This window comes from Deinococcus murrayi DSM 11303, from assembly GCF_000482805.1.
Classification (GTDB): Bacteria; Deinococcota; Deinococci; order Deinococcales; family Deinococcaceae; genus Deinococcus; species Deinococcus murrayi.
The window spans coordinates 76553-87813 of the sequence record NZ_AXWT01000021.1 but is presented as its reverse complement, the minus strand read 5'-3'; the positions used below and the strand labels follow the sequence as shown (position 1 = coordinate 87813).

Genomic DNA, 11261 nt, shown 5'->3' with positions numbered 1-11261 from the left:
CTCGCCCGGATGTTCCTGGGGGACTTCTCGCCGCTGTTTCTTGCCGAGATTGCCCTGCGAACGGTGCTGATTTTCGGGTGGCTGCTGCTGCTGCTGCGCTGGATGGGCAAGCGGGGACTGGCGCAGCTCAGTCCCCTCGAACTCGCCATCGTGATTGGGCTGGGGTCGGCGGCGGGCGACCCGATGTTTTACCCAGAGGTGCCGCTTGTACACGCCATGCTGGTGCTCACGCTGGTCGTGGGCTTGCAGCGGCTGCTCGCGTGGCTGGTTATCCGGAGCGAGACGGTCGAAACCTTTGTGGAGGGGACCCCCGTCGAACTCGTTCGCGACGGGGTGCTGTCGCTCGCCGCGCTAGAGCATTCCCACCTCAGCCGTGAGGACCTCTTCGAGCGGCTGCGGGTGGCCGGGGTGCGCCAGCTCGGTGAGGTGCAGCGGGCCTACTTCGAGCAGGACGGTAACCTCAGCGTGTTTGTTTGTCCGCAGGACGCGCCGCCCGGCCTCCCCGTCGTGCCCCCCTGGGACCTGGAACCGCCCCCCCTGGTGACGGGCAAGGGCTGCGAGAGCCTCGCTTGCCTGGGCTGCGGGACCGTTCGGCGCGGCGAGGGGCAGCTCCCCTCACCCTGCCCCCACTGCGGGGGCACCGCTTGGACCCCTGCCACCACCGACCCATTGGGCGACGGTGAGGATGGGGAAGAACGCCGCCTGGACCGGGGCGGGGCGCTGGGGGATAGCCCCGGCACAGCACCGGGGTAGCCGCATTACCCTTCCGTCGACGCGCCGGGCCGGGTGGTCCACTGCGGCTCCGGCTCGATGGTTTCGGCGGGCGTCTTGCCGGGTTCCAGCCCGGTGGCGCGGGCCGTTTGTAGGGGCGTCACGGCCATGCCGTCCGCGCACTCAATCTGGCAGGACAGCCGCGCCTGTCCCAGCAAGCCCTTTTCGGTGAGTTTGTCGTGTTCGGCGACCGTCATAGCGTCTGGTTCGCCCTCAGAGAAGCTCACCCGGCAGGTCGTGCAGCGGGCCACCCCTCCGCAGCGGTGTAGGATGTCGACCCCGCCCCGTTCCAGCGCGAGCACCAGCCGCTCGCCCGCCCGCGCCGTGACCTCGCCGTAGCCTTCTACCCGAATCCGTACCGTCTGTCCGGTCTGTTCCATTGGCGTCATGGTCTGAGGATGGCACGAATGAGGCGGGAAGCCACTGCGGTCATCGCCCAGAGAGAAACTCCATCAGGTGATTGTTCACCCGTATCGTCTCGTCGCGCATGACCCAGTGGCTCGCCCGTGCAAAGCGCACAACCCGGACGCCGGGCACCCACTCCTCCAGCCCCTGCGCCAGCTCAGGCAGCAGCGCCGCGTCCCGCTCGCCCCACAGCACCAGGGTGGGCACCCGGAGGGGGGGGACCGAGCCGCCGCTCCCCCGCAGCGTCATCGCCCGGTAGTAGTTCAGCATCGCGGTCGCTGCGCCGGGACGCGCCCAGGCTTCCTCGTAGCGCCGCCGCTCGGCGGGAAGGTAAGCTTGCGGGTTCGCCCCCCGCAGCGCCCAGCGCCCGAAGCGCCGCAGCGTCCGTTCGGGCAGCCAGGGGAGCTGAAAGTAAAGGACGTACCACGACCGCCCCCACTGGGCTGGTGTTCGCAGCGCCCGGCGGTAGGCGGCGGGGTGCGGCGCGTTGAGGATGACCAGCCGTTCTATGACCTGCGGCTGCCGCAGGGCCAGCGCCCAGGCGATGATGCCGCCCCAGTCGTGCCCGACGACGTGCGCCCGCTCGTACCCCAGGGCGCGAATCAGCCCCGCCACGTCCGCTTGCAGCAGGCTCACCCGGTAAGCGTCCGTGCCGAGCGGCTTCTCGCTCAGGTTGTAGCCGCGCAAGTCGGGCGCAAAGACCCGGAACCCTGCGCGAGCCAGGGGACCGAGTTGCCGCGTCCAGGCCTCCCAGTACTCCGGAAACCCGTGCAGCAGCAAGATGGGTGGGCCATCTTCTGGCCCAGTCTCGACGACGTGGAGCCGCACCCCGTTCGTGACGACGTGGCGGGAGCGCGGGGCCGGGTCCGTGGGGGGCATGGCCCAGTGTAGAGACCGGCGCGGGGCAGCAGGGTCAGGGCCGCTCGGTCCCCTTGGGCCGGGGCACCTTCAGAAAGTCGGTCAGCGCTGGCCCCCGCTCGGCGAGCGCCCGCGCAAAGGCCTGGGCGTCGTTGCGGGGGAGGGGAGGGGCCTTGCTTGGCCCGGCGTTCGGCACGGCCTTGCCGGAGGCCGGACCGGGAATGCCCCCCCCAAAGCGCCGGGCGCGGAACATGCCGGGATGCTCCTCGAAGACGGCGGTGACGTCCGGAGGGAGGCGGGCGAGGTGCGCCGCGAACTCGGCTTCCTGCGCGAGGGCGGCGTGGGCGAGGCCTTCCTCGCCCAGCTCGGTGAGGAGACGGTCGATGAGCGCGAAGACGCGGGCGGCGTAGGCTTCGGCTTCCTCCCGGCGGGGCAGGTCGCCCCGGTGCACCACCCGGTTGCGAAAGTCGCTGCCCAATGCCTGCGGGGTCAGGAAGTCAGGGGGGCGGCCCTCGCGCAGCAGGTAGGCGAGCGCGAACATCCCCAGTTGCCGCTCGGACTGCGCCGCGACGTGCTTCCAGGTGCCCTCCAGCGCCGCGAGCGCCGCCGTGAGGTCGCGCTCGCCGCCCGCCATCCGTTCCAGCACGGCGGCCCGCACATAGAACTCAAAAAAGCGCTCCAGCGCCGCCGCGAAGGTGGCGACCGCCTCCCGTGCGTAGCCGTCCATCAAGGCGCGGGTGCCCAGGTCAAACAGCACCTCGAAGCGGTGCTTGCGCACCAGCACGCAAAACCGTGCCCCGCAGTGCGGACAGGTCAGGTCATGCACCGCGCTGCCCGCAAACTCGGCGCGGACCTCGCGGGCGCACTGCGGGCAGCGGGTGGGAAAGAGCATGCTTAGGGCAGCCGCGTGCCCGGTGGCGTGATGACGTAGCTCAGGCCCCCCGAATGGGTCAGCCACAGCCGCTCAAAGGCCGCGCGGGGGTAGGTGCGGCGCACGCCCGCGTCGGTGGGGGCGGCGGGGTCATTCAGCACCGGATTGCCCCCCGCGTCAAAGCCCACGAGCACCATCAGGTGGCCGTCACTCCAGGAAAGGGGGGCCCCCGGCAACTCGCCCCCCTTCCAGCCCAGGCTGACCGCCAGCGGCACTCCTGCGGCCGTGTAACGTTCCGCCGCCGCGAGGTGGGGCAGCCGGGTGACAAAGGCCCGCATCCCCTGCTCGCCCGCGTAGGCCGCGTTAAAGGCCCAGTTGCCGGTGCCGCCGTAGGCCCGGTCGTAGGTGCCCGCCGCCGCCTGCGGCACGGGGACGGGCTGGCCGTGGTGGGCCAGAATCATCGCCACGCTCGTGGGGCTGCACCACACCTCACCGCCCCCTGGATACACCATCTGCGAGCGCTTCGGCACGTCCACCACCCGGCCCCAGGCGGCCCGGTCGCCGGGGTGCCCCAGGCCCGCCGTGCGCCGAGCACGGACGCTGGTGTTTATCCCGACCAGGCGCAGCTCGGTGCCCGCCCCCCGCAGGGTCACCCGGTACTGATAAGCCGTCGCCGGGGCATTCAGGCGCAGCGTGTCGGTCAGGACCAGCCCCGCCGCGTCGCGCTGGCCGTTCACCGAGGTGCGGCCCTCGGCGCGCTGCCAGGTCCCGAAGGAAAACCAGCGGCTCCAGGTGCCCCCCGCCCCCCGCGTCCGCACCTCCACGGTGACGCTGCCACCTCCCGCGGTCACGGCGTTCCAGGAGGGGACGAGTTCGTCGAAGGCGGGCACGGTGACGGCGGGGCTGGTCAGGGTGCCGGAGGTCTGGCCGGGCGCGAGGGTCAGCGTGTCGCCCCGCACCGCCACGCCCGCGAGCGTGGCCCCCTGCCAGTCGGCGGCCCGCTCGTGCAAGACGGTGGTGGAGTTCGGGTGGGTCATCGTGAGGGCCGGAGCGCCGCCCGTGAGGACCAGCGCGGCGAGGAGGGGGGCACGCATGGGGCCGATTGTGCCGCCTGCCGGGGGCGGGGCGGGTGAGACGAACCGGGGGCGGTCACGTGCCCTGCATGTACAGGAACGCTTCGGGGAGGGCCTCGCGCCAAGTGACCCAGTTGTGGCCGCTGGGGTACTCGCGGTACTGGTGCCCCACACCGAGGTCGGCGAGCGCGGCGGCCATGCGGCGGTTGGGCGCGGTCAGCCATTCCAGTACCCCGGTGTCGAGGCTCACCCGCAGGTGGCGGGGCGGGGCTGCTTCCAGCCGTTCGCGCAGCCACTCGCCCGCCGTGGTCGTGTTGATGGTGCCGTCCGGGTCAGTCGCGCCGGGCCGGGCAATAAAGGCCCCGGAGTGGCTGACGACCCGCGAGAACAGCTCCGGGTGCCCCGCCCCCAGATAGAGCGAAATCAGTCCCCCCAGGCTCGCCCCCCACAGCCCCCGCTCGGAGACGGTCGCGTATTCGCCCTCCACCCGCGGCAAGACCTCCTCCCGCAGAAAGTCGAGGTAGTGGTCATTGAGGTAATACTCCGCGCTGCGGTCGCCCGGCTCCACAAAGACGAGGACCGCCCCGGTCGCCAGCCCTGCTTCTAGCGCCCGGTCCATCACCTCGCCCAGCCGTCCGGTGCGGTAAAAGGCCACCCCGTCCTGTACGTAGTACACGGGCGTGGGCCGCGCCGGGTCGTGGCCGTGCGGAGTGTAGACGATGGCGCGGCGGGTGCCGCCGAAGACCTCTCCGGGCCAGGTCAGGCGGTGGGCGGTGCCCTTGTTCACCGCGTCGGGCAGCTGCCAGAGGGGATGCCGGACATACTCCCCGACCACGGCGGCGCGGGGGTACGGCCACCACGGATTGAGCGACTTCTGGTCGTTGTCGGGGTCGGGAAAGGGCTGGCCGTTCGCGTCCAGCCAGGCATATTCCACCCACGCCCCGCGCGGCAGCGTCAGCGTGAGGGGCTGGCCCCCCACGACCGGGAGGCCGGGCTTTTTCTTCCAGTCCGTGAAATCCCCGACGAGCGCCGCCGCACCCGCCGGGGGAAGAAAGGTCACCTGTTGCCCCTGCACCGAAACGGCCATGGGGAGGATTCTAGGGGAGCGCTTCTCCCTGAGCGGCGGGACGGTAGCCCCGGTACTGCTCGCGCAGCTCGCGCTTGAGAAACTTGCCCGTCGCGCCGATGGGGAGGCTTTGGGCAAAGACGGTCGCGTCGGGGAGCCACCACTTGGCGAACTTGGGCGCGAGGAAGTCGCGCAGCTCCTCGTGGGTGACCGCCTGGCCCTCGCGCAGGGTGACCACCGCCAGCGGGCGCTCGTCCCACTTGGGGTCGTCCATGGCGATGACGGCGGCCTGCGCGACGGCGGGATGGGCCATCAGCGCGTTTTCCAGGTCCACCGAGCTAATCCACTCGCCCCCCGACTTGATGAGGTCCTTGGCCCGGTCCTGGATGTGCATAAACCCGCGCTCATCGAGCGTGGCGATATCCCCGGTGTCGAACCACAGCTCGCCGTCCCGCATGAAGAAGCTGTCCCCCCCCTCTCCCTTGAAGTAGGAATTGGCAATCCACGGCCCCCGCGCAATGAGGCGGCCCATCGTCTTGCCGTCGTGCGGGAGCGGCTCGCCCGTCTCGGAAATGATGTCCAGGAACACCAGCGGCACGGGCTGGCCCTGCTTGGCCCGCAGGCGGTAGCCCTCGTCGCTGCGTTCCTCGACGCTGGGGGGCACGATGCTGGCGGTACCGAGGGGATGCGTCTCGGTCATGCCCCAGGCGTGCGCGAGGCTGAGGCCATGCCGCTCCTCGAAGGCGCGAATCAGGCTTTCGGGGGCCGCCGAGCCGCCCACCACCAGCCGCTCTAGCCGCGAGAGGTCATAGGGCTGCCCCGCCGCCTTGGCCCGGTCGAGTTCGGCGAGCAGGCCCATCCAGATGGTGGGCACGCCCGCCGTGATGGTGACGCCCTCATCCTGCATCAGCCGGGCCAGGGTCGGGCCGTCGCTAAAGACCCCGCCAAAGACCTGCGCCGCCCCGTACATCGCGCAGGTATAGGGCAGGCCCCAGGCGTTGACATGAAACATGGGCACCACCGGAAGTACGGTGTCGTGCTGCCCGACATTGAGGGCGTCCTTGGGGGCGCTCGCGAGCGAGTGCAGCACGGTCGAGCGGTGGGTGTACAGCACGCCCTTGGGGTTGCCGGTCGTGCCGGAGGTGTAGCACATCGCGGCGGCGTCCGTCTCCGCGAGTTGGGGGTAACGGCTCATCGGCTCGTGGCCCATCACCCAGGCGTCGTAGTCCAGCACCCCAGGGATGGCCTGCGGCAACGGCCCCAGCACGACGACCTGTTCCAGCTTTGGGCAGGCGGCCCTGAGCGCTGGAATCATCGCCGCGAAGACGTTTTCAATCAAAAGGACCCGGTCTTCGGCGTGGTTGAGAATCCAGGCAATCTGCTCTGGGTGCAGCCGGATATTGACTGTGTGCAGCACGAAGCTCGCGCTGGGCACCCCCAGATAGGCTTCGAGGTGCCGGAAGGAGTTCACGGCCAGGGTCGCCACCCGGTCGCCGGGCTTCAGACCGAGGCCCTGGAGGGCCGCGCCCAGCCGCAGCGCCCGGTCCGCCACCGCCCCGTAGGTCGTGCGGTGCTTGTGGGGGAGGGGTTGCCCGGCTTCGTCGCGCCCGGCGACCAGCAGGCTGACAATCTCGCGCTCCCGGTAGAGGGTGCGGGCGCGTTCGAGGATGAAAGGGAGGGTGAGGGGAACGTCCATCATGGTGCCTTGCATGGGGCCTCCTGAGCGGACAGGGCCGCGTGGGTGTGGGAGTCTTTTGGTGTAGGGACCTAGTGTAGCCCTTATAAACCAGGGACATAAAAAAAGGCCCCCCGGAGGGAGCCTTTTGAAGAGAGGGTTTTTAGCGAGCGGTGCCGTCCACGTTGCCCACGCGTTCGCCGAGGAAGCTGTAGGCACCCGCCGTGTCCGCCACGAGCTTGTTGAACTGGTCGTAGGTGAAGCGGTTGGTGTTGAAGACGCTCACGTCGTTGATGACCGTGCTGCCCACCATGTTGGTGTTGGCGGCGGGGTTGCGGAAGGTCCGGCCCCAGTAGAAGTCGTTCAGCAGGTCGCTGGTCGCCGTGTAGAGCTGCTTGTTGTCCGGCGTGGTGCTGTCCGTGATGTAAATCCACGGGGTACGGACGTTCCAGTTGCGCTGACGCTGGCTCAGGAGCTGACCGATGTCCTGGGTGCGGTTGCCGCTGTTCAGGGTGGGGTCGTCCCTGAGCTGGTAGTTGCGGATGGTGTTCCACAGCGCCGCATCGAAGCGCCCGTAGTCGCTGACTTCGCGGATGTTCTCGCTGCCCGTGTTGCCGGTCGAGTTGACCGTGCGGGTCGTCGTCGAATCCAGCGAGAGGTTGTTGTCCAGCAGGCTGTTGCCCGTGGTGTTGGGGATGAGCGTGGTGCCGTTCGCGCCGAACGCCGCAATCAGGTTGGTGTTGGGCTGCAGGTTGATCGCCTGGTTGCGGCGGTAGCCGTCCGAGTTGCCCAGGATGATGCGGTTGGTGTTCACACCGCCGGGCTGCGCGCTGCTGCCCAGGCCCTTGGCATTGACGACGATGGGGGTGCTCACCAGGGTGGCGTTCCCGGCGCGGTCGATCGCGAGGGCGCGCAGGCGCACTTCCGAGCGGAGGTTGGGCAGTTGCAGGGCGTTCCAGCCACCGTTGAAGCTCATGCTCGTCATGCGGCCAGTGCTCTGGGCGCTACGGGCAAACTGCACCGGGTGACCGATACCAGGGGTGGTGGTTTCGTCGTCGGTGGCGTTGGTGATGTTGGTATCCCAGAACAGACGGATTTCGTGGACGCCGCAACCGCCGTCGCTGAAGTCGGTTTCTGCCGAGACGCGCTCGCCGCTGTCAAAGACGCCGCCCACGACCGGACGGTTGAAGTTGCCGGTGGGGTCCGTGTTGTCGATGAATACAGTCGCGTTCTGAGGAGCGTTCACCGGGGGGTTGCCCAGGCGGTCCGTGAAGTTGCTGGTGTTGATGGTGTACTCGCCATCAGCCAGACGGTTGGTGTCAAAGGTGGTCTGCCCGTTGAGGGTAATGCCACCGATGGTGAAGGTGGGCTGGCTGCCGATGCCGATACCACCGGGGTTATCCGTGGCACTGCCCAGGTTCACGGTGGCGTAGTCGCTCAGGCAGCGCTCAGGCTCGACCGAGGGGAAGGGCAGGTCGCTCGCGTCACGCAGCACACTGCCGGTAAAGCTCGGCCCGACGTTGTCGAAGCGGATGGTCTCGTAGCTCGCGCTGGCCGTCTCGTTGCCGAGCTGGTCGCGGGAGATGGCGTAGATGCGGTAGGTAACGCCGTCCTGAACGCCTGCGGTTCGCGTCGCGCCCGTCGCCGTGGCACCCGTCGAGCCAAACAGGCTGCTGAAGGCGGCAGAGCGGTCGCCGGGTTCGAGGATGGGAGCGCTGCGAGCCGTCGCCGCGCTCTTGACGGCCTCGGCGCGGCGCATCTCGTCGCTGTCCGCCAGCCCCTTGTTGTCGAAGGCCGTTTCGGGAACAAGGTAGTAGCGGATGCTCTCGAAGCCAGAGGGGCGGCGCTGCGCGAAGGAGGCGCCCACCGGGGCCTGACCAAACTCGCGGTCCTGGAGGCTGGGGTTGCTGGTGAAGACGTTGATATCGCCGCGTGCCCAGTTGATCCCCGTGTTGTCCACGTTGCGGAGCAGGTTGGAGTAGGTGTTGTTGACACCGTTGAACTCAGGGTCAGGCTGCTGGGGACCGCGGTTGTCGGTGATGACCGGCTGGAAGGAGACGACCGTGCCGTTGACACGGAAGACCAGCCACTGGCGCACACCTTCAAATTCAGCGAGGCGGCGGCTGTCGTACACAGCAGTCACGTCCGCACCGGTCGAGACGACCGAACGGAGCACGTCGCCCGCCTGAATCTGGTCGTTGCTGGGCGCGTCACTGCCGGTGGTCCGGGCGAGGATGATTTCGACCTTCTGGCCCGCCGCCGCGCCGCGGTAGGACACGTTGACGGTGCCCTTGACATACACATCTACATTGGTTTCGGGGGAGGTAGAGGTGCTCACGCCCTGGCCAATGCGGCGCCAGCCATTCGCGGCTTCGCGCACGATGCCTTCGCTCGTCAGGGTCAGTTCCTGTGCGGGGTCGAAGACGATGTTGCTGGTCGCGGGAGTCGGGGCGGCCACCGCGTTCACGACCACCTGCTGGGTCACGGTGCGGCCCTGAGCGTCGGTGCCCGTCACGGTGATGATGTTGCTCCCCGCTGCCGTGGGGGTGACAGTGCAGAAGCCGCCACTGGTGCTGTTGTTGGCGGTCGCGGGGCTGCTGGTGTTGCCACCCGCCGCGATGGTGCACGTGACATTGGTGAGGGGCGCGGAGGTGGTGTAGTTGACCTGAATGGCCTGGCCGACCGTGGCATTGCCGCCCTGGGTGGGCGAGGTGATGCTGATGCTGTTAGTGGGGGTCGGCGTGGGGGTGGGGGTCGGCGTAGGAGTGGGGGTGGGCGTAGGAGTGGGGGTGGGCGTAGGAGTGGGGGTGGGCGTGGGCTGAGTGCCACACGACGCCAGGGTCAGCACACCCGTCAGAGCCAGCAAAGCGATGTTCTTATTCATACGTCCTCCGTGGGAGCGGTGCCCCCGGTGCCTCTCATGTAAGCGGAATCAGATCTCAGGAGAAGGAAGAACGGGTCCAGTTGCCGAGTTTCCTGCCCGCTCCCACCCCTGCCCAGACTGCTTTCCATGTTAGGCCAGGATGTGAATCCTGATGGCGAGTATATGGACCCCCTCATAGAGTGTCAACAAGATTTTCCGCATCTGGCGGCCCAATAACAGGCCTATCACCAGTCAGAAACTTGTCAGAAATAGGGACCTTAGCTCATACGTCTGGCTGCCGCAGAAGGCCTATTTCGACGTTCTTTCGGTTCTCACTTGGTTTCGGTCAGGTGGAGATGTTCTGCCGCTGTGAGCTTTCGGTAGAGAATAAGAGGCTTATCCACCGTAGCTTAACTCTCTTCTCATGGGGTTTGGGTGTGGGTGCGTCGGTTCAGGTACAGCTCCAGAATCTGCACCGCCGCCGCCTCGTCCTCGTCGGCGGCGCCCATCGCCCGTGCCCGCTGGGTGGTGAAGCGCTCGTCTTGGTAGGCGACCCGGTAGCCCTGTTCCTCCAGCACGCGCCCAAAGGCCCGCACCCGGTCGGCGGCGGGGCTGGGGGCACCGTCCGTGCGCAGGGGCAGGCCCAGCAGCAGCAGCTCCGCGCCTGTCTCCTCGACCTTGAGGCGCACGGCCTTGAGGTCCAGCGGCAGCCGCTTTCTCGCCACGCTGCCGCGCCCAAAGGCGAGCCGCCCCGCATTCACCGCGAAACCGATGCGCGATTTGCTCACGTCCAGGGCGAGGATGGTGGGAAGGCGGGGCGGGGTCACGCGGGCCAGTGTAGGCCGCCCGCGCCCACGCGCTACGCTGCTGCCCATGACCCAGCCCGCGCCCAGCAGCGACCCCGTGATTCTGTCCCGCACCCAGGCCGGGGTTCGCACCCTTACCCTCAACCGTCCGGACAAGCTCAACGCCGCCAATGACGCCCTGCTGCTCACGCTGACGGCAGAACTCCAAGCGGCGGGCCAAGACCCCGCCGTCCGGGTGGTCGTCGTCACCGGGGCCGGGCGCGGCTTTTGCGCCGGGCAGGACCTCGGCGACGTGGCGGGGCGCGACATGACCTTTACCGAGCACCTCCAGCACACCTATAACCCCCTCATTCGGACCATCCGGGGGCTGGACAAGCCGGTCCTCACCGCCGTGAACGGGGTCGCGGCGGGGGCGGGGGCCAGCCTCGCCCTCGCGGGGGACATCCGGCTGTGGGCGCGGTCGGCCAGCCTGATCGAGGTCTTTTCCAATATCGCGCTGGTGCCCGATTCGGGGAGCACCTGGTTTCTGCCCCGGCTGGTGGGCTACCACCGGGCCTTTGAGCTGATGGCCCTCGCCGAGAAGGTGGGGGCCGAGGACGCGCTGCGCCTGGGCCTGTGCGAGCACGTCTTTCCCGACGAGACCTTTGGGGAAGACGTGCAGCGCTACGCCGAGCGGCTCGCGGCGCGGCCCCTGCATGCGCTCGCGCTCACCAAGCGGGCACTGCAAGCGGCCCTCAGCAGCACGCTGGACCAGGCGCTCGACCTCGAAGCCGAGTTGCAGCAGCTCGCCGGGGACCACTGGGAGCACGAGGAAGGGGTCTTGGCCTTCCGGGAAAAGCGGGCACCGGATTTCCGGCGGAAGGGGTAAGCCTC

10 protein-coding genes are annotated in these 11261 nt (G+C 68.7%); 2 read left to right on the top strand and 8 right to left on the bottom strand.

Going from position 1 to position 11261, the window contains the following annotated elements:
• Window positions 1-9 precede the first annotated feature (9 nt).
• On the top strand, window positions 10-753 hold the full coding sequence (locus H565_RS14390) for a DUF421 domain-containing protein (RefSeq protein WP_051363428.1): 744 nt from the start codon (window positions 10-12) through the stop codon (window positions 751-753).
• A 5-nt stretch (window positions 754-758) separates the two neighbouring features.
• On the opposite strand, the gene H565_RS0105210 is transcribed toward H565_RS14390, so the two are convergent.
• From H565_RS0105210 to ruvX, 8 genes are all read right to left on the bottom strand, one after another.
• Window positions 759-1160 (bottom strand): 2Fe-2S iron-sulfur cluster-binding protein, encoded by a 402-nt coding sequence (locus H565_RS0105210; protein ID WP_027460111.1) that lies wholly within the window; start codon window positions 1158-1160, stop codon window positions 759-761.
• Between the two features lie 40 nt (window positions 1161-1200).
• Window positions 1201-2055: an alpha/beta fold hydrolase gene (locus H565_RS0105205; protein ID WP_027460110.1), complete on the bottom strand. Its 855-nt coding sequence runs from the start codon at window positions 2053-2055 to the stop codon at window positions 1201-1203.
• 34 nt (window positions 2056-2089) lie between these two features.
• Entirely contained in the window at window positions 2090-2926 is an 837-nt protein-coding gene (locus H565_RS0105200; RefSeq protein ID WP_027460109.1) for a zinc ribbon domain-containing protein, read from the bottom strand.
• A 2-nt stretch (window positions 2927-2928) separates the two neighbouring features.
• Window positions 2929-3999: a peptidase C39 family protein gene (locus H565_RS0105195; protein ID WP_027460108.1), complete on the bottom strand. Its 1071-nt coding sequence runs from the start codon at window positions 3997-3999 to the stop codon at window positions 2929-2931.
• 55 nt (window positions 4000-4054) lie between these two features.
• Window positions 4055-5065 carry an alpha/beta hydrolase gene (locus tag H565_RS15685; RefSeq protein ID WP_027460107.1) on the bottom strand — a complete coding sequence of 337 codons (1011 nt, stop codon included), beginning with the start codon at window positions 5063-5065 and terminating at the stop codon, window positions 4055-4057.
• A 10-nt stretch (window positions 5066-5075) separates the two neighbouring features.
• Complete coding sequence (locus H565_RS0105185) at window positions 5076-6755, bottom strand: long-chain fatty acid--CoA ligase (RefSeq protein ID WP_027460106.1); 1680 nt, start codon at window positions 6753-6755, stop codon at window positions 5076-5078.
• A gap of 127 nt (window positions 6756-6882) precedes the next feature.
• Window positions 6883-9603, bottom strand: coding sequence for a hypothetical protein (locus tag H565_RS0105180; RefSeq protein WP_027460105.1), 2721 nt, complete (start codon window positions 9601-9603; stop codon window positions 6883-6885).
• 401 nt (window positions 9604-10004) lie between these two features.
• A complete protein-coding gene (ruvX, locus tag H565_RS0105170; protein WP_034408443.1) occupies window positions 10005-10409 on the bottom strand; it encodes a Holliday junction resolvase RuvX in 405 nt (134 codons plus the stop codon).
• Window positions 10410-10455: 46 nt separating this feature from the next.
• Here ruvX and H565_RS0105165 point away from each other — a divergent pair, with 46 nt between their 5' ends.
• The gene (locus H565_RS0105165; protein WP_027460103.1) at window positions 10456-11256 is read left to right on the top strand and encodes an enoyl-CoA hydratase-related protein; all 801 of its coding nucleotides are present in this window, start codon (window positions 10456-10458) and stop codon (window positions 11254-11256) included.
• The last annotated feature ends 5 nt before the right edge of the window (window positions 11257-11261 follow it).

Coding starts and splice junctions, on each gene's coding strand:
- H565_RS14390 (WP_051363428.1), top strand. CDS start 10: ATGTTCCTGGGGGACTTCTCGCCGCTGTTTCTTGCCGAGATTGCCCTG.
- H565_RS0105210 (WP_027460111.1), bottom strand. CDS start 1,160: ATGACGCCAATGGAACAGACCGGACAGACGGTACGGATTCGGGTAGAA.
- H565_RS0105205 (WP_027460110.1), bottom strand. CDS start 2,055: ATGCCCCCCACGGACCCGGCCCCGCGCTCCCGCCACGTCGTCACGAAC.
- H565_RS0105200 (WP_027460109.1), bottom strand. CDS start 2,926: ATGCTCTTTCCCACCCGCTGCCCGCAGTGCGCCCGCGAGGTCCGCGCC.
- H565_RS0105195 (WP_027460108.1), bottom strand. CDS start 3,999: ATGCGTGCCCCCCTCCTCGCCGCGCTGGTCCTCACGGGCGGCGCTCCG.
- H565_RS15685 (WP_027460107.1), bottom strand. CDS start 5,065: ATGGCCGTTTCGGTGCAGGGGCAACAGGTGACCTTTCTTCCCCCGGCG.
- H565_RS0105185 (WP_027460106.1), bottom strand. CDS start 6,755: ATGCAAGGCACCATGATGGACGTTCCCCTCACCCTCCCTTTCATCCTC.
- H565_RS0105180 (WP_027460105.1), bottom strand. CDS start 9,603: ATGAATAAGAACATCGCTTTGCTGGCTCTGACGGGTGTGCTGACCCTG.
- H565_RS0105165 (WP_027460103.1), top strand. CDS start 10,456: ATGACCCAGCCCGCGCCCAGCAGCGACCCCGTGATTCTGTCCCGCACC.